This is a genomic window from Actinoallomurus sp. NPDC050550, assembly GCF_040655075.1.
Lineage (GTDB): Bacteria > Actinomycetota > Actinomycetes > Streptosporangiales > Streptosporangiaceae > Actinoallomurus.
The window spans coordinates 52,834-69,852 of record NZ_JBFAJC010000031.1 but is presented as its reverse complement, the minus strand read 5'-3'; the positions used below and the strand labels follow the sequence as shown (position 1 = coordinate 69,852).

Here is a 17,019-nt window from a genome sequence, read left to right as displayed (position 1 = left end):
AACTGCGCACAAACGCGCAAGAGTTTGAATGAAAATTTTCACTTTTGCGCGAGTACGCACTACAGTGCTCTCATGCTTAGGGATCAACGGCACGAGCTGATCCTGCGCATCCTGCGCACAGACGGCGCCGCCACCGTCGAGGATCTCGCCGCCCGGCTGGATACCAGCCAGGCCACCATCCGCCGTGACCTGGTCCAACTGGACGAGGACGGCCTGCTGAGGCGTGTCCACGGCGGCGCGGTGCCCACCGACGACCGCGACGATCCGTTCCTCGACGTGGCCGCCGTTCACGCCGGAGAGAAGGACGCGGTCGCGAGACGCTGCGCAGAACTGATCAAGGACGGTGAGACCGTCCTGATCGACATCGGCACCACCGCGCACCGGGTCGCCCGTCAGCTGCGCGGCCGGTCCCTCACCGTCATCACCAGCAGCCTCGCCGTCGCCGAAGAGCTGGAGGACGAGCCGGACATCCAGCTGATGCTGCTCGGCGGCATGCTCCGGCGGGAGTACCGGTCGCTGGTGGGATTCATGACCGAGGACAACATCCGGCAACTCCATGCCGACCGGCTCATCCTGGGCGCCAGCGGCGTACGCCCGACCGGTCACGTCATGGACACCACCGTGATCGAGGTCCCGGTGAAGCGCGCCATGCTCTCGGTGAGCGATCAGGTCATCCTGGTCGCCGACGTCGGCAAGTTCCCCGGCAAGGGCATGGCCAAGGTCTGCGGACCCGCGGACCTCGACATCGTGGTGACGAACGCCCCCGCCGATCCGGCGACGGCCGCCGTCCTGCGCGAAGCCGACGTTGAGGTGATCGAAATATGAGACTGACCATTCTCGGCGGCGGCGGGTTCCGCGTGCCGCTGGTCTACCGGGCGCTGCTGGCCGATGAGGGGAAGGGACGCGTCACCGACGTCGTCCTGCACGACCTCGACCCGTCGCGCACCGCGGTGATCGGCCGGGTGCTCGCCGAACAGGCCGCCGGCTTCTCCGACCCGCCGCGCGTCACCGCCACCACCGACCTCGACGAGGCCCTGACCGGTGCGGACTTCGTGTTCTCCGCCATCCGCGTCGGCGGGCTCTCGGGCCGGGCCGCCGACGAACGGCTGGCGCTCGAGGAGGGCGTGCTCGGCCAGGAGACCGTCGGCGCGGGCGGCATCGCGTACGGCCTGCGCACGATTCCGGTCGCGGTCGACATCGCCCGCCGCGTCGCCGAACGCGCACCCGACGCCTGGGTCATCAACTTCACCAACCCGGCCGGCACCGTCACCGAGGCGATGTCCCGCCACCTCGGCGACCGCGTCATCGGCATCTGCGACTCACCGGTCGGGCTCGGCCGCCGCGTCGCCGCCGCGCTCGGCGTCGAGCCGGAGAGCGTCTGGTTCGACTACGCGGGCCTGAACCACCTGGGCTGGCTGCGCGCGGTCCGCGTCGGCGGCCGCGACGTGCTCCCGAGTCTCCTGGCCGACGACGCCGCGCTGGCCTCCTTCGAGGAGGGGCGGCTGTTCGGCGGGGAGTGGCTGCGCGCGATCGGCGCCGTCCCCAACGAGTACCTGCACTATTACTACTTCGACCGGGACGCCGTCGCCGCGGCCCGCGAGGCGCCCAAGACCCGTGGCGCCCTCGTCCTGCACCAGCAGCGCGACTTCTACGCCCGCACCGCGGACACCCCCGGCTCCGCGCTGGAGGCCTGGGAGACCACCCGGATGGCCCGCGAGACCACCTACATGGCCGAGAACCGCGAGGCGGCGGGCGCGGGCGAGCGCGAGTCGTGCGACCTGGAGTCCGGCGGGTACGAGAACGTCGCGCTCGCGCTGATGCGCGCCATCGCGCAGGACGAGCGCACCACGCTCATCCTCAACGTCCGTGGTCGCGGGGCCCTCCCCGGCCTCGACGACGACGCCGTGGTCGAGGTGCCCTGCCTCGTCGACGCCAACGGCGCCCGCCCCGTCGCCTGCGCGCCCCTCGCCGACCACCAGCTCGGCCTGGTCACCTCGGTGAAGGCGGTCGAACGCGCGATGCTGGAGGCCGCGACCACCGGGTCGCGCTCGGCCGCGCTGCGCGCCCTGGCGACCCACCCGCTCGTCGACTCCGTCGCCGTCGCCCGCCGGCTGCTGGAGCGCTACGAAGCCCACTTCCCGCAACTCGCCTACCTGCGCTCGACGGGAGCCCGCTGATGCACGACGACCGCCGGCAGGTCGAGGACCGGATCGACCGCGTCCTCCGCGAACGCATCGTCCCCGCCACGTACGCCGCCCGGCTGCCGATGACGCTGGAGATCTGGCACGTCCCGGACGAGCCGGTGCCGGTCGCCGAGGCCCTCACCGCGACGTACGCTCCGTTCCAGGCCGGCACCCGGTGGGGCCGGCCCTGGTCCACCAGCTGGCTGCGCGCCACCGGCACCGTGCCGCCCGAATGGGCGGGGCGCCGCGTGGAGGCGGTCTTCGACCTCGGGTTCGTCGGCGACTGGCCCGGCAACCAGGCCGAGGCGCTGGTGTACGACCTGACGGGCCGGCCGATCAAGGGCCTCGAGCCGATGAACCAGTACGTCCCGGTCGCCGCCTCGGCGTCCGACGGCGAGCAGGCCGGTCTCCTGCTGGAGATGGCCGCCAACCCCGACATCCTGGCGAACGGCTTCACCCCCACGCCGCTGGGCGACAAGGCCACCGCCGGGACCGATCCGCTCTACCGGTTCACCGCCGCCGACCTGGCCGTCCTCGACGAGGACGTCTGGCACCTGCGGATCGACACCGAGGTCCTGGCCGGGCTCATGCGCGAACTGTCCACCGACGACCCGCGCCGCCACGAGATCCTGCGCGCCCTCGAGCGGATGCTGGACGAACTCGACATCCACGACGTCGCCGGCACGGCGGCCCGCGCCCGTACCCACCTGGCGGACGCGCTGGCCCGGCCCGCGCACGCGAGCGCGCACACCGTCTCGGGGACCGGGCACGCGCACATCGACAGCGCGTGGCTGTGGCCGATCCGGGAGACCCGGCGCAAGACCGGCCGGACCTTCGCCAACGTCACCGCGCTGGCGCGTGACTACCCGGAGTTCGTGTTCTCCTGCTCCCAGGCCCAGCAGTACGCCTGGGTCAAGGAGCACCACCCGGAGGTCTTCCAGCGCATCCGGGAGGCGATCAAGGCCGGCCAGTGGGTGCCGGTCGGCGGCATGTGGGTCGAGGCCGACGGCAATCTGCCCGGCGGTGAGGCCCTGGCCCGCCAGCTGATCCACGGCAAGCGGTTCTTCCTCGAGGAGTTCGGCGTGGAGACCCGGGGCGTGTGGCTGCCCGACTCGTTCGGCTACACCGCGGCGTACCCGCAGCTGTCCGTGCTCGCCGGCAACGAGTGGTTCCTCACCCAGAAGATCTCCTGGAACCAGACCAACAAGTTCCCGCACCACACGTTCTGGTGGGAGGGCATCGACGGCACCCGGATCTTCACCCACTTCCCGCCCGCCGATACGTACAACGGCACGTTCGAGGCCAAGGAGCTGGCGCACGCCGTGCGCAACTACGCCGACAAGGGCGGCGGCACGCGGTCGCTGCTGCCCTTCGGGCACGGCGACGGCGGGGGCGGCCCGACCCGGGAGATGCTGGAGAAGGCCAGGCGGCTGCGCGACCTCGAAGGCTCTCCGAAGGTCGTGATCGAGGACCCGAACGACTTCTTCGCCGCCGCCCGCGCCGAGTACCCCGACGCGCCCGTCTGGTCCGGCGAGCTGTACCTGGAACTGCACCGCGCCACGTACACCAGCCAGGCCCGGACCAAGGCCGGCAACCGGCGCAGCGAGCACCTGCTCCGGGAGGCGGAGCTGTGGTCGGCGACCGCCGCGATCATCGCCGGGTCGCCCTACCCGTACGACGAGCTCGACCGGCTGTGGAAGATCGTGCTGCTGAACCAGTTCCACGACATCCTGCCGGGCAGCTCGATCGCCTGGGTGCACCGCGAGGCGGAGGCCACGTACGCGCGGGTCCGCGCCGACCTCGAAACGATCATCCAGGACGCCGTGGCAGCCGTGGCCAGAGAGGAACCGTCCGACGGCGAGTTGGGCGGATGGGTGTTCAACACGAGCCCGCGCGACCGCGCCGAGGTGGTGACCGTTCCGGCCGCCCTCGCCACCGGCCCGGACGCGCAGGTCCTGGCCGATGGGTCGGCGGCCGTCTTCACCGCGGTCCCGGCCTCGGGCATCGCGCGGGTCGGCGCCGTATCGGCGCCCGCGCCGGTCACGGTGTCCGCCTCCGGCGGCGGGCACGTGCTCGACAACGGCCTGATCAGGGTGGCGATCGACGAGGACGGCCTGCTCACCTCGGTGTACGACCTGACGGCCGACCGCGAGGTGCTCGCTCCCGGCGCCCGCGGCAACCTGCTGCAACTGCACACCGACCTGCCGAACCACTGGGACGCCTGGGACATCGACCGCCACTACCGGCGGCGGCACACCGACCTGACCGGCGCGGACGCCGTCATGGTCGTGGAGCGGGGACCACTGGTCGCCGCCGTACGGGTCACGCGGAGCTTCGGCACGTCGGCGGTGACGCAGACCGTCACCGTCACCGCGGGAAGCCCTGACGTGCGGATCGACACCGAGATCGACTGGCACGAGCGGGAGAAGATCCTCAAGGCGGCGTTCCCGCTCGACGTGCACGCGGACCGCTCCGCCGCCGAGATCCAGTTCGGGCACGTGTTCCGGCCCACGCACACCAACACCAGCTGGGACGCCGCACGGTTCGAGGTCGCCGGGCACCGCTGGCTCCACGTCGCCGAATCCGGGTACGGCGTCGCGTTGCTGAACGACTCCACGTACGGACACGACGTCACCCGCGCCACCCGGCCCGACGGCGGCACGACCACGACCGCCCGGCTCAGCCTCGTCCGCGCGCCGCGCTGCCCCGACCCCGACGCCGACCAGGGACGGCACCGGATGACGTACACGCTGCTGCCCGGCGCGACCGTGGCCGACGCCGTGAGCGGCGGGTACGCCCTGAACCTGCCGCTGCGCGTCACCACCGGCACCGGCGCTCCCCCGGAGCCGCTCGTGCGGGTCGACGGGGACGCCGTCGCGGTCGAGGCGGTCAAGCTCGCCGACGACCGGTCCGGCGACGTGGTCGTCCGGCTGTACGAGTCGCTGGGCGGCCGGGCGAGCACTCACCTGCGCGCGTCGTTCCCGGTCGCCGGCGTGGCGGTCACCGACCTGCTGGAGCGGCCGCTCCCCGGCTCGGTCACGACCGCCGAGGACGGCGCGATTCCGCTCACGCTCCGCCCGTTCCAGGTGCTCACCCTGCGGCTGCGCAGGCCGGTGGGCCCGGCCCCCTCCCTTGGAGAGTGAAAGATGACCGAACGCAGGCGTAACGCGAGCAGGGGTCTGATCTGCCTCGTCGCGGCCGTCGTCATGGCGCTGACCGTGACCCTGCCCGCCCGGGCCTCGACGGGCGGAACGTCGACGGCGCGCTCCCGGGCCACCGCGGCCGTGTCCGCGATGATGGGCTTCTACGACGCGTCCACCGGCCGCTGGGACTCCGACGCGCCGTGGTGGCAGTCGGGCAACGCGCTGCAGGCGCTTCTCGACTACATGGTGAAGACGCGCTCGACGCAGTACATGCCGCAGGTGCTGAACACCGTCGAACTCCAGCGCAAGCCCCTGCCCTGGTGGCCTCAGGGCGGCGGGGAGTTCCGCGCGGACTCCACCGACGACACCGGCTGGTGGGCGCTGGCCATGGTCCGCATGTACGACCTCACCCACGACCGACGGTACCTCGACATCGCCAAGACCGATGAGGCGTACATGCGCCAGTACTGGGACGGCACCTGCGGCGGCGGCATCTGGTGGGACCTTCCCGGCAAGACCTACAAGAACGCCATCAGCAACGAGCTGTACCTCCAGCTCACCGCGTCCCTGCACAACCGCATCCCCGGCGACCGGACCTACCTGTCCCACGCGCTCCAGGAATGGCGCTGGTTCGCCCAGACCGGGATGATCAACAGCGGGCACCTCGTCAACGACGGCCTGCAGACCCAGAGCGGGAGCTGCGCCAGTAACGGCGGCACCACCTGGACGTACAACCAGGGCGTCGTCCTCGGCGGTCTCACCGAGCTGTACCGCGCCACCCATGACGCGAACCTGCTCACCGCCGCCGGCCGGATCGCCCACGCCGTCATCACCAGCCCCGACCTGTCCCCGGGCGGCATCCTGACGGAGCCCTGCGAGCCGGCCGGCACCTGCAACTCCGACCAGTCCGCGTTCAAGGGCGTCTTCGCCCGCGACCTCGCCGAACTCAACAAGGTCACGCCGGCCCACCCCTACCGCGGCTACCTGCTCACCCAGGCCCGGTCGGCGTACGACCACGACCGGAACGGCTCCGAACAGTACGGGCTGTACTGGGCCGGGCCGTTCGACCAGGCGAGCATCGCCCGTCAGGAGTCGGCCGTGAGCCTGCTCACCGCCGTCCTGTAAGACGACTCTGCCCGGAGGCGGATCCGGCTGATCACGGTCGGGGCGCCCACGGCCCGCGGAGTGCCTATCGGATGAGCGGCGCGTGGGTGAACTCGCGGATGGTCTGTGCGAGTCTCGCCGGCTGGTCGAGGGGGATGAGGGTGTAGCCGTCCGCCACCTCGACCAGCCGTCCCCGAGGGAGGACTCCGGCGAGGCGGCGGCCGTGCTCGGACGGCATCACACGGTCCTCGCTCGCCCAGACCACCAGGGCAGGGCGAGCGAAGTCCGGCAGCCGGTCGGCCGCGGCGAGCAGGAATCCGGTATCCGCCGCGGCCGCCCGCAGGACCCGAACGGTGTCGCGACACGCCGGGCTCGTCACCCGCCGCACCTTCTCCGGCCCGCCCCTGTCCAGCTCCTATGAGGTAACCCCGGCCGGACAACTGGTCGGCGCCCACCTGAACGGCATGCTCGATGCGATCCTCGCCGACCTGCACAGGTAACAGCCGACCGGCGAACGAACCGGCCCCGTGCTCCGGAGGACCGAACGAGATCGCACTAACCCCAGCCCAACGAGAATGAGGATCTGCGACCAGGGAACTGAACTTCAGGTCCGCTGCAGCGAGGAGAGACCCCACAGTTCCGCGATGCGCCCGTTGCGCATCCGGAACATCTCCAGCATGGTCGGCTCCTGTCCGGGAACGCCGCGCACGCTCGTGCGGACGGCGACCGTGTCGCCCTCGACGACCATGTCCTCGACGACGACCTGGGCGTCGGGGAACGCCTCGTGGAACCGTTGCCACGACCGGGTGACGCTTTCCGGCCCGGTGATGCCTAGGGGGTGGCTGTAGAAGTCCGCCGTGAAGATGTCTTTCGTTGCACCGTGGTCATAGGCGTTGAACGCCGCATACAAACGCCTGACTGTGGCGCGCACGTCATCCGTCATGGTCTCTCCTGTTCGGTCACGTTCGCGCGGACACGTCGTAGGACACGTCGCACGATCTCTTGCTCGTGTGCGGTGACACCGTCGAGCAGCCGTTCCTGGTACGCCTGGTGCAATCGCTCCAAGTCGCCCGCGACCCGCTCGCCGGCGGGGGTCAGCGCGGCCAGGGTGTAACGGTTGTCCGCGGGGTCGAGGCGACGGCCGGCCAGCCCTTCGGCCTCCAGCTCCTTGACCAGCCGGGTGACGCTCGCACCGTCGATCCCCAGCACCTGACGCAGGTCGCTGTGGCTGGTCTCACCTGCACGCCACAGCCGGACGAGCATCTGCACCCGGTGGGCGCTCATTCCCACATGCCGCGCGAACGCCTGCCGCAGCTCGGCGCAGGCGCCACCAAGCTCACGGAAGAACCTGTCCTCGGCCGTCTCCTCACGCACGGTTCACTTTATATCCTCAACTCTTGATGACTTCAAGAGATTCGAGGATGGCCGCGTGATGGCCCGAATTCCGGTGGGTGTGCGCCTCTGGCGGAGGATCGCCGTCGGCGCCACGCTGTTGGGCCTCGGGTGCGCGCTCGTGTCGCTGTTTCTCCCATGGGCGTACGCGCAGGCCGCCCTCGGTTCGCCGTTCGAGGGGGGGCATGACTCTCGAGAGGCAATCCGACGAGCTCTCCCGGCTGGGCGACTCGGTGCTGATCTACGTCGCCTTCGGCGTCCTGGTCGCCCTGGGCCTCGTGATGGTCACGCGCCGACCGCGGCTGTGGTATGCCGCCGGGATCGCGGCGCTGGTGGCAGGCGTTTTCGGCGTGGTCGCGTCGCTGTACGCCGCCAGAACGGTGGTGCTCAAAGACATGGAGACGAACCACCCGTTCCACGCCGGGGACGGCCTGTCGATCACGTACGCGTCCGGCGTCTGGGGGGTGACGGCGATGCTGCTGCTCTCCGCCGGCGTCGTCGCCCTGGGATGCGTCGACCGGGCTCCGGTCAGGCTGGAGGACGACGCGTCCCGGCTCTCTCGCGTCTCCGGCTATTGAGGTTGACGGTCTCTCCCCCGGTGCCGGCGCGCCGGCTCAGCCGAGGTGGCCGGCTGCTCCACGCTGCGGAACACCGATAACGGCGCCGCGCCCTCCAACGGACGGCACTGGCGTTGCCCAGCCACCCGCAGGCACCACTCCCGGGATCCGCTCGGCCCACTCAGCCTCGCTGATCGGCGGGCCGCCCGGGAGCCGAGGTTCCGGTGAGCCCTGCTAGAGCACGTCCGTGGCGAGGGCAACGATCGGATGACATCGAGCCTTCTCGTTCACTTATAATCTGAGATCCATATGATATGTTTCTCGTGCGTCATGGCAGAAGGGAACGCAGATGCGCCTACGCGCAGCAGTTGTCAGTGTCGGGATCGCCGCCGGTGCGGCTGTCGGGATGAGCGCGCCGGCCCATGCGGCCATTCCGCAGAGGGGCGCGGCCGCACAGGTCTCATGGACCTACGTCGAGTACTGGGATCGCCAATCGGACTGCATCGACGCCGGCCAGGAATATGAGCGGGAGGGCTGGAGGTACAAGTGCACGTACGAGTACAACGGTCACGTCGATGCCTTCGGCTACGACCTTTACATCCTCGAGTAGCCTGGCCGCGCAGGAGGCCTCCAAGGAGGTGACCGGCAGTGACGTGTCGACCGGTGATATCCGCTATCTGAGGCGCTACGAAAGGGTGTAGCTCGTTTTCAGGGGTGCGCAGAGCCGAGGCGGTCGCCGATTAGATGGCGGCAGGCGCCTTCGATGATGCCGGTGCGATCGGCCATCCGTTGTTCAGAGCCCGGGCCGGCTGCTCCGAGCCTTCCCCCGGAACCCGGCGCATTACCTCTTTGGAGACACAATGACACAGAACGATCAGGCACTGGAAGCTCATGCACCAGTCGCGTCACATGCCGTTCGAGTCATCGGACAGGTGACGCTCCTCGCTATCTTCGTCCAGTTCATCCTGGCAGGGCTCGGTACCTTTGACACCGCCCATGGCGGGACGTTCAAGGACTCGAACTTCACGCTGCACGATAGGTTCGCGCTGGTGATCGTCGCTTTGACGGTGCTCATGTTGATCGTCGCGCTGGTAACCCGGTCCGGTCGAATGGTCGTCGGGGAGTCGCTCCTGCTCGCCCTCCTCGTAGGGCCCGTCCAGCATGCGCTCGCCACGACGGGGACGGACCATGCCCCATGGGTGGGCTCGCTTCACGTGCTCACCGGTGTGCTGATCCTCATACTGGACGCCCACGTCGCCTTTCCCGGGCGGCGGCGCCGTCCGCAGGCGTCCAAGTCAGGCGCGATCTGACCGCGGCACAGGAGCAAGTCACCCGCCGTCCGCGTGAGAGCGCAGGCTAGCGCTCGACCGGTACGTTGAGGAACAGAACCCAGCGCCAGGAGAACCCTCGATGATGGCGCCGCCGAGGACGAGCCCGGCCGAGAAGACGCTCATCGCACGGTTCCGCTCGCGGCTCTCTGGGGGAAATTGGTGGCGATGAGAGCCAGTCCGCTCGGCGCGCCGAGGGCGGCGCCCGTACCCTGCACGGCACCGGCTGCCAGCAACGAGGCAGCCGAGATCGCGCATCCGCCGAGCAGCGAGCCGAGGATGAACAGCGCGATGCCCCTATGAAGGTGCGGCATCGTCTGATGAGGTCGTCGAACTCAACACGGCCGACGCGGTGGCGCGACGGATGAGAGCGGTCGCGCGTCGGATTTCCGCACCGGGCCGCGATGGCGTGACGCATAGCCGAGTCAACGGGAATACCGGTCCGTGCGCGAGCGTCCCGCAATAAGAGATGAGGTGGCGCAGGAGCATCATCGCCACCTCATCTTCCGTCGGCGGGTCGTCTCACCTGCAACTCACCGCCGCCTTATCGGCACCCGATCACACGGGGAACCAGATCGCGGACTCACGCATACGACTCGCCCCCTCTCGCTATGAGATCCATAATTTATATATTCCATAGTATGTCGTCAAGTGCGCCCGTTCGACCTCGGATTTGCGAACACTCGGACTCGTCTTTCGACGGCTCTTCTCATTGTCTTTTCCGCCTTCGGCTTCCCGGCCGGTCGGTGCCTGCGATCTCAGCACCGTGACCATGCTCCGGGCGCACGTGTTCGCCGAGATCCCCGGCGCGGATTCGGCTGATCACGGTTGGCCCATGGCGCACATCCGGCCACGCCCCCGCGAGCCGAACACCGCCGCGCCGCCCCGACGGAGTACGAAGATCACCTCGACATCCCGGACCTGGCCGAGGATGCCTGCGGCTGCGTGACGTGGCTCCTTGGTCACCGCACCGCCCGCACCCATGATCACGCAGGCGCCGTTGGTTCCCGGATAGTGCCAGGCGGCGCACTCGACGCCGCCGCTGACGAAACGGGCCTTCTCCAACTGCGCTGAAACCCGCACCCCGACCGACGATGGACTGAGTTGCCGGACTTAAGTGAACCAAATGGTTCACATTGCGTCCACGGGCACCGGCGTCCGGGCGGGCCGCGGCTATCCGGCGGCCGCCTCTTCCCGTTCCAGCATGCGGATCAACGCCTCGAACCCCGCGGCGTCCCCGGTGGTCAACCGCTCCAGCAGGAAGCCGCGGAGCGTCGCGAGGATCATCTGGGAGACCTCTCGCCTGCGCCGATCGGGCCAGCGCTCCGGACAGAGCGACTCCAGCACGGGCAGATACTGCCGCGACGCTTCCCGGGCCAGTTCCGAGTGGCGGTCGGGGTCGTACATCGCCAGGCCGATGGCCTGATCGAGCACCCGCCGCAGGCGTGACTCCTCTTCCACCAGGGTGAGCCATACGGTCCGGATCCGGGCCGCCAGGGTCGCCTGGCCCGAGGCCTCGCGGGCCGCATCCATCGCGTTCTCGATTTGCCTCTCGCGCAACCTGAACACCGTCTGCCTGAGCAGGTCCTCGGCGCCTTCGAAGTGGTAGAGCAGCACCTTGTGCGTCGTGCCGGCCGCCCGTGCCGCGCGCCGCAGCGAGAAGTCCACGAGCCCGTTGACGGCGACGTCCTCGGTGACCCGGTCGAGCAGGTCCCGGCGTCTGGCCTCGCCGCGCGGCGACCCCGCCGACCGCCGATAGCCCGCCTTTCGTGAAGCCTCATCAGCAGCGAATCCCATGACCACAGCTTCCACCGGCCAGAAACTACGAGTTTCATATGATATGAAATCCATGTATGTTGGTCGTTGGGAAGCCGCGCCCGGCATACGCCGGAAGCACGGCCGAGGCGTGAGCACGTCGCGGCCGTGGCTGGACGACCCCCGCGAACAGGCACAAGGAGCTCCGATGACCAGTAACGACACCGGGCGTCGACGCCCACGGCAAGGCGAGGTCGATTTCACCTTCATGTACGCCGGCCACGACGCGTTCACCCGCGACCTGCGCCGTCTGTCCACTGCGATCCGGGCCGGCCGAGCCGGTGACCCGGCGGTGCGCACCGGGTGGGAGACCTTCAAGCACCAACTGCACATCCACCACACCGTCGAGGACGAGGCGCTCTGGCCGCCGCTGCGCGCCCGGGTGCGCCGGCCGGCCGAGGTCGAGTTGCTGGACGCGATGGAGGCGGAGCACGCCCTCATTGACCCGCTGCTCTCCCAGGTCGACGCCGCGCTGGCCGCCGATGAGCCGACGGCCGGCGCCGACGAGCTCGCCTCGACGCTGGCCGCGCACATGGAGCACGAGGAGGCCGAGGCCCTGCCGCTCGTCGAGACGTATCTCGGGGCCGAGGGCTGGCAGGCGTTCGGGGCCGCGATCAGGAAGCGGCAGGGCCTGAAAGGCGCCGCCGAGTTCCTCCCCTGGTTGCTCGACGACGCGTCGGCCGAGCTCACCCGGCGAGTACTCGGCGAACTTCCCATGCCCGCCCGGCTGCTCTACCGGGCGAGGTGGCGGCCGGTCTACGCCCGCACACCACGGTGGAACGCGGCGACGGCCTGACCTCCGACCCACGTCCTCTCACAGAAGGGTCCGATCATGATCCTGGTAACCGGAGCGACCGGCACCATCGGCCGCCCCCTGCTCGAGCTGCTCGCCGGCGCGGGCGCCAAGGTCCGCGCCGTCACCCGCGATCCGGAGGTCGCCGGTCTCCCCGCCGGCGTCGAGGTCGTCACGGGCGACCCGTCGCGGCCCGACACGATCGCCGCGTTCCTGGACGGCGTCACCGCCGTGTTCCTGCACCCGCGGGCCGCCGGGCAGACCGCCGGAGACCTGCTGGCGCTCGCCCGGGAGCGAGGCGTCGAACGGGTGGTGGCGCTCTCGGCCATCAACGTCGACGACGACCCGGCCGAACAGCCGTCCCGCTTCCAGGGTGACCGGAACAAGGAGGCCGAGGACGCAGCCGTCGCGAGCGGACTGGAGTGGGTCAGCCTGCGGCCCGCCTCCTTCGCCGTCAACACGCTCCGCACCTGGGCGCCTCAGATCCGCGCGGGCGACGTCGTCCGAGGCCCGTACGCGGGCTTCGCCGAACCGCTCATCCACGAACGGGACGTCGCGGCGGTCGGCGCCCGCGCGCTGCTGGACGGCGGCCTGGCGGGCCGGAGACTGCGGCTCACCGGCCCGCAGTCCCTGTCCCATGAGCAGCTCGTGACCGTCATCGGCGAGGTGATCGGCAGGCCGTTGCGCTACGAAGAGGTCCCCGCGGAGGCGTTCGCGCGGAACCTGTCCCAGCGCGGCCTCCCGAAACCCTTCGTCGAGGCGCTGATGGCCCGGTACGCCCGAGGCTCCGGGCCGACCGAGGTCGTCACCGACGAGGTGGAGAAGATCCTCGGCCGCCCCGCACGGACCTACGCCGAGTGGGTCGCCGACCATGCCGCCGCCTTCCGAGGCTGACGGCGCCCCGGCGACCGGAGATATGAAGGAGAACACGATGGCGGGCACCGACACTCACGACGGCGCGTCCACGCGCCCCGCCCCGGTCGAAGGCATGACCGTACTGCGTACCCCGGAGGAGCGGTTTCAGGACCTGTCCGACTACCCGTTCACGCCGCACTACGTCGAGATCGACGCCGGCGACGGCGCCGGTACCCGGCTACGCGTCCACTACATCGACGAACGGCCGGCCGACCCGGCGAAGGCGTCCGGTGAGACGGTCCTGCTGCTGCACGGCGAACCGTCGTGGAGCTACCTCTACCGGCACGTCATCCCGCCGCTGGTCGCGGCCGGGCACCGCTGCGTCGCCCCCGACCTCGTCGGATTCGGCAGGTCCGACAAGCCCGCCGACCGGTTCGCCTACACCTACCAGAGACACGTCGACTGGCTGCGGGAGACGGTGTTCGACCGCCTCGGCCTGCGCGACGTGACCATGGTCTGCCACGACTGGGGCGGCCTCCTGGGGCTGCGCCTACTGGCCACGAGCCCGGACCGGTTCCGCCGTGTCGTGGCGACCAACACCTCCTTTCCCACCGGGGACCAGAATCTCGGCGGCGCGTTCGCCACGTGGCTGCAGCTCAGCCAGCGCGCGAACCCGTTCGACCCCGGAGAGGTCGTCGACCGGGGCACCGTGAGCGAACTCGACCCGGCGGTACGCGCGGCGTACGTCGCGCCGTTCCCCGACGAGTCCTACCTTCAGGGCGCCCGGCAGTTCCCGCTGCTCGTCCCCATCGTTCCCTTCGACGAGGCGGCACCGGCGAACCGCACGGCATGGACCGTGCTCGAAACCCTGAAGACCCCGTTCATGTGCGCCTTCAGCGACAACGACTACGGCGTCGGAGACGGCAACCGGATCTTCCGCTCGCGCATCCCCGGCGCGGCGGGACAGGCGCACACCACCATCACGAACGCCGGCCACTTCGTCCAGGAGGACCAGGGCCCACACCTCGCCGCCGTCATCGACGGCTTCATCGACTCGACGCGCTGAACGAAGACAGCGGGCCGGCGGGTCAGGGCAGGGCGCGAAGGGCGTCTTCGCCCCCTGCCGGCCTCCGCATGGGGCCCGCCGGGTGCCGACCTCACCAACTGATCCATTCGAGCCAGAAGAAGGCGAGCGCAGCCAGAGCACCGGGGGCGCCTGCCCCGAAGGCGACCACCATGGCCTGGCCGATGGCCAGCGGTCATGACTGATCCGTAGCGGCCCGTGCGGACTGTCGGCCATACGGTGATGCGAGAGCCGGACCTTCCGGCGCTTGGCGAAGATGGACATTGGTCGCTCCGGATCGGTCAGTTGGCGATGGCGATGGACTTCCCGATGGTCTCGGGCCGTTCGATCGCGCGGAGCATGAAATGCGCGGCGTCGGCGCGGGTGATGCGGTTGCCACCGCGAACGCTCTGCCCGTAAGCCGTCCGGTAGGTGCCGGTCGGCGGCTTGTCGGTCAGGAGCGGTACTCCTACGGCGGTCCAGTCCAATCCGCTGTCGCGCAGGAGATCCTCCATCAGTGCGACGTCGGCATAGTGCCGTCCGAGTCTCGCCTTCGCCATCGGACTGAGCACGTTCCGCATGAACCAGCCCATTCCCGGGTCGCGCTTGGGGGGATTCGGACGGCCGGGTGTCGGGATCGTCGAGATGCCCGCGACGCTGATGACGACGATGCGGCGTACGTCCGTCGCCTTCATCGCCTCGATGATCGCCTCGGTGCCCCGAGACGCGATACCGAATTCGCCCTTACCTCGGGGGCCGAGGCCGGATAGCACGGCGTCGGTTCCGCGGACGGCGGACCTGAGCGCCGCCGGGTCGGGTGACGCCAGGTCGGCGGTGACTTTACGTACGTCCGCGGTCAGCGCCTGCGGGTTCCGTACGACCGCGGTGACGTCGTGCCCGGCCGCGACCGCCTGTCTGACGAGTTGGCGGCCGATACCGCCGGTCGCCGCGAAGATCGTGAGTCTCACCGGCGGCTCCGAAAACAATATGGAATACATGCATTATCGTTTCCATACTATATTACGCCAAGCCGCCTTCCCACCTGCGACGACGCTCCCGGCGGGTCAGTCGCCGGCCAGTTGCTCGGTCGCGTGCTGCCCGGCGTCGATCGTGCGCCGCAGAAAGTCGGCGAGCGTCTGGAGCTCGCCGTCGCCGTACTCCGCACAGATCCCGTCCATCGAGGCACTCATCCCGGAGTAGAGCTCATACAACTCGGAGTTACGGTCGCGCAGGGGGTACACGGTGACGGCACGTCGGTCGACGGCATCCGGGTCACGCTGACGAACGGCCCAGCCGCCACGCTGAAGACGATCCAGAATGCCGGTCATCGTGGCCGGATGCAGGCCGGCGCGGCGAGCAAGGACGCTGGGACTCATCGGCCCGTGCCGGTTGAGCAGATCGACACAGTACAGATCGACGTCCTTCAAATCGACGTGGTCGCAGATCTGGTGGTTGAGCAACGACAGCTGAACGACCAACTCACGCAGAGACTCCTTGATCGCGGCAGTCGTACGCCGCCGATCCCGCGCAGACCCGGCGTCCTGACGCGTCGTCGACGCCATGGCCATACGCTCCTAACCAGATACAATACGTGACACGTATTTGATGGACTCCCGACAATGGTAGCGCCGCGTCACAGACCGAGCCACCTCGACGCGTTCATGCGTGCCTCCTGGCGAAGAGGCGGGCGCCGAGCGCCAGGAAACCCGCGGCGGCAACCCCGGTGCCCAAGAGGTCATCGAGGCGCCGGGTTCCGACGGGTCAGTCCGCTTCCCTTGGCTCCCAGATGACGGCGTACAGGCGCACCTCGGCCGGGCGACCGGAGGCGTCTCGCGTGACGGCGGCGATCCGGCAGAGCACGTAGCGGCGAGTGTCCGTGATGAGGCAGAAAAAGGTGCCGGGCCGGTCCAGGGCGGGGGTGACCGGTTCGCTGTAGTTCTGCTGTGCTCCGCATTCCGCGCGCGTGCCGTGGCTGCCGGGCGGCAGGATGGTGATGTCGTCGCTGCCGATGCTGTCGAGCGTGCGCTTGTCCGAGGTGAACTCAAGGTCGTACGGGTTGCCCCTGGACGCCTCGGCGGTCGGCCATGACCGGTCGTCGAAGTCGATGATCTGGTTCGTACGCAGCGTCACGACGCCTTCGCGGAGTACGGGGCGCGGGCGGCCCTTATTGTCGTCGTCCCGCGCGTCGGCCGCGGCCATTGTCCGTGCGGGGGACGCGGCGGGCCGACGCGCCGCGTGCGCGGCGAGCCGATGCGCCGGGTGCGCCGCAGTCGATGCGGCCGGTAGCAGGGCTGCGGCCGCGCCGCCGGTGGCGGCGAGCCCGATCACGACGGCCGCAGCGACCCACAGCCGTCGCCTACCGCGAGCGCGGTCAAGAGCGGACGCCGGCCCGGAATCGGGGGCGAGCCGGGAGGGGGAAGCGGACAAAGAAGCGGGAACGGGATCGGCGGCGGATGCCGGTGGCGCTTCGGTCAGCTCACGTGCTTCGGCCTCCGCCGCCTCGCCCCTCAACTCCGCGCGTACAGCGTGCCAGCGGTCCTTCCACGCCCGGGTGTCCCCGCCGCACGCGGCCACGAAGGCGAGGGTGACCTCGAGTGACGGCAACGCCTTTCCGGAGGCCGCCCGGGAGAGCGCGGTGGCGGAGAAGTGGGCCTCGGCGGCCATTTGCCGATAGTTCGGTGTCCCCGCCTTATGCCGGAGGGCGCGTAGGTCGTGGGCGAAGTCGGCCAGCGGTCCCTGCGTCGGGTCCAGCGGCCGCTCGGGTCTTCCCATCGGGGCGATGACCC

General features: G+C 69.9%; 20 protein-coding genes. 11 read left to right on the top strand and 9 right to left on the bottom strand.

All coding sequences use genetic code 11. The annotated features are described in order from the left end of the window. Positions 1–72 precede the first annotated feature (72 nt). The 4 genes from AB0I04_RS34255 to AB0I04_RS34240 are packed head-to-tail and all read left to right on the top strand — an operon-like array spanning position 73 to position 6,451. On the top strand, positions 73–825 hold the full coding sequence (locus AB0I04_RS34255) for a DeoR/GlpR family DNA-binding transcription regulator (RefSeq protein ID WP_360894060.1): 753 nt from the start codon (positions 73–75) through the stop codon (positions 823–825). Then, the gene (locus AB0I04_RS34250) at positions 822–2,177 is read left to right on the top strand and encodes a 6-phospho-beta-glucosidase (protein WP_360894058.1); all 1,356 of its coding nucleotides are present in this window, start codon (positions 822–824) and stop codon (positions 2,175–2,177) included. The genes AB0I04_RS34255 and AB0I04_RS34250 overlap by 4 nt, the downstream gene beginning before the upstream one ends. After that, entirely contained in the window at positions 2,177–5,326 is a 3,150-nt protein-coding gene (locus AB0I04_RS34245) for an alpha-mannosidase (RefSeq protein ID WP_360894055.1), read from the top strand. The genes AB0I04_RS34250 and AB0I04_RS34245 overlap by 1 nt, the downstream gene beginning before the upstream one ends. Before the next feature lie 3 nt (positions 5,327–5,329). Further along, positions 5,330–6,451, top strand: coding sequence for a glycoside hydrolase family 76 protein (locus tag AB0I04_RS34240; protein WP_360894052.1), 1,122 nt, complete (start codon positions 5,330–5,332; stop codon positions 6,449–6,451). Between the two features lie 64 nt (positions 6,452–6,515). On the opposite strand, the gene AB0I04_RS34235 is transcribed toward AB0I04_RS34240, so the two are convergent. Further along, positions 6,516–6,809, bottom strand: a complete 294-nt coding sequence (locus tag AB0I04_RS34235) for a hypothetical protein (RefSeq protein ID WP_360894049.1) — start codon at positions 6,807–6,809, stop codon at positions 6,516–6,518. Here AB0I04_RS34235 and AB0I04_RS34230 point away from each other — a divergent pair. Further along, positions 6,784–6,930, top strand: a complete 147-nt coding sequence (locus tag AB0I04_RS34230; protein ID WP_360894046.1) for a hypothetical protein — start codon at positions 6,784–6,786, stop codon at positions 6,928–6,930. The genes AB0I04_RS34235 and AB0I04_RS34230 overlap by 26 nt on opposite strands. A 104-nt stretch (positions 6,931–7,034) precedes the next feature. Here AB0I04_RS34230 and AB0I04_RS34225 read toward each other — a convergent pair whose 3' ends face one another. Then, on the bottom strand, positions 7,035–7,373 hold the full coding sequence (locus AB0I04_RS34225; protein WP_360894043.1) for a nuclear transport factor 2 family protein: 339 nt from the start codon (positions 7,371–7,373) through the stop codon (positions 7,035–7,037). Then, positions 7,370–7,804 (bottom strand): MarR family winged helix-turn-helix transcriptional regulator, encoded by a 435-nt coding sequence (locus tag AB0I04_RS34220; RefSeq protein ID WP_360894040.1) that lies wholly within the window; start codon positions 7,802–7,804, stop codon positions 7,370–7,372. Before AB0I04_RS34220 ends, AB0I04_RS34225 begins: the two co-directional genes overlap by 4 nt. A 203-nt stretch (positions 7,805–8,007) precedes the next feature. On the opposite strand from AB0I04_RS34220, the gene AB0I04_RS34215 reads away from it, so the two are divergent. From AB0I04_RS34215 to AB0I04_RS34205, 3 genes are all read left to right on the top strand, one after another. Then, complete coding sequence (locus AB0I04_RS34215) at positions 8,008–8,400, top strand: hypothetical protein (protein WP_360894037.1); 393 nt, start codon at positions 8,008–8,010, stop codon at positions 8,398–8,400. Positions 8,401–8,728: 328 nt separating this feature from the next. Further along, positions 8,729–8,989, top strand: coding sequence for a hypothetical protein (locus tag AB0I04_RS34210; protein ID WP_360894035.1), 261 nt, complete (start codon positions 8,729–8,731; stop codon positions 8,987–8,989). A 322-nt stretch (positions 8,990–9,311) separates the two neighbouring features. Then, positions 9,312–9,689, top strand: coding sequence for a DUF6220 domain-containing protein (locus AB0I04_RS34205; protein ID WP_360894032.1), 378 nt, complete (start codon positions 9,312–9,314; stop codon positions 9,687–9,689). Between the two features lie 140 nt (positions 9,690–9,829). Here the strand turns inward: AB0I04_RS34205 and AB0I04_RS34200 are convergent, their stop codons facing one another. From AB0I04_RS34200 to AB0I04_RS34190, 3 genes are all read right to left on the bottom strand, one after another. Next, the gene (locus AB0I04_RS34200) at positions 9,830–10,021 is read right to left on the bottom strand and encodes a hypothetical protein (protein ID WP_360894030.1); all 192 of its coding nucleotides are present in this window, start codon (positions 10,019–10,021) and stop codon (positions 9,830–9,832) included. A 508-nt stretch (positions 10,022–10,529) separates the two neighbouring features. After that, complete coding sequence (locus AB0I04_RS34195; RefSeq protein ID WP_360894027.1) at positions 10,530–10,790, bottom strand: hypothetical protein; 261 nt, start codon at positions 10,788–10,790, stop codon at positions 10,530–10,532. A gap of 90 nt (positions 10,791–10,880) precedes the next feature. After that, complete coding sequence (locus tag AB0I04_RS34190; RefSeq protein ID WP_360894024.1) at positions 10,881–11,519, bottom strand: hypothetical protein; 639 nt, start codon at positions 11,517–11,519, stop codon at positions 10,881–10,883. Positions 11,520–11,670: 151 nt separating this feature from the next. Between AB0I04_RS34190 and AB0I04_RS34185 the strand changes: the two genes are divergently transcribed. From AB0I04_RS34185 to AB0I04_RS34175, 3 genes are read left to right on the top strand one after another with little or no spacing between them, the layout of a single operon-like run. Beyond that, on the top strand, positions 11,671–12,318 hold the full coding sequence (locus AB0I04_RS34185) for a hemerythrin domain-containing protein (protein WP_360894021.1): 648 nt from the start codon (positions 11,671–11,673) through the stop codon (positions 12,316–12,318). A gap of 36 nt (positions 12,319–12,354) precedes the next feature. Next, a complete protein-coding gene (locus AB0I04_RS34180; RefSeq protein WP_360894018.1) occupies positions 12,355–13,209 on the top strand; it encodes an NAD(P)H-binding protein in 855 nt (284 codons plus the stop codon). Between the two features lie 37 nt (positions 13,210–13,246). Next, positions 13,247–14,236, top strand: a complete 990-nt coding sequence (locus AB0I04_RS34175; protein ID WP_360894015.1) for a haloalkane dehalogenase — start codon at positions 13,247–13,249, stop codon at positions 14,234–14,236. Positions 14,237–14,535: 299 nt separating this feature from the next. On the opposite strand, the gene AB0I04_RS34170 is transcribed toward AB0I04_RS34175, so the two are convergent. From AB0I04_RS34170 to AB0I04_RS34160, 3 genes are all read right to left on the bottom strand, one after another. Continuing rightward, the gene (locus AB0I04_RS34170) at positions 14,536–15,201 is read right to left on the bottom strand and encodes an NAD(P)H-binding protein (RefSeq protein ID WP_360894012.1); all 666 of its coding nucleotides are present in this window, start codon (positions 15,199–15,201) and stop codon (positions 14,536–14,538) included. A gap of 96 nt (positions 15,202–15,297) precedes the next feature. Next, positions 15,298–15,795, bottom strand: coding sequence for a MarR family transcriptional regulator (locus AB0I04_RS34165; RefSeq protein WP_360894009.1), 498 nt, complete (start codon positions 15,793–15,795; stop codon positions 15,298–15,300). Positions 15,796–15,994: 199 nt separating this feature from the next. Next, a complete protein-coding gene (locus tag AB0I04_RS34160; protein WP_360894006.1) occupies positions 15,995–17,005 on the bottom strand; it encodes a helix-turn-helix transcriptional regulator in 1,011 nt (336 codons plus the stop codon). Positions 17,006–17,019 lie beyond the last annotated feature (14 nt).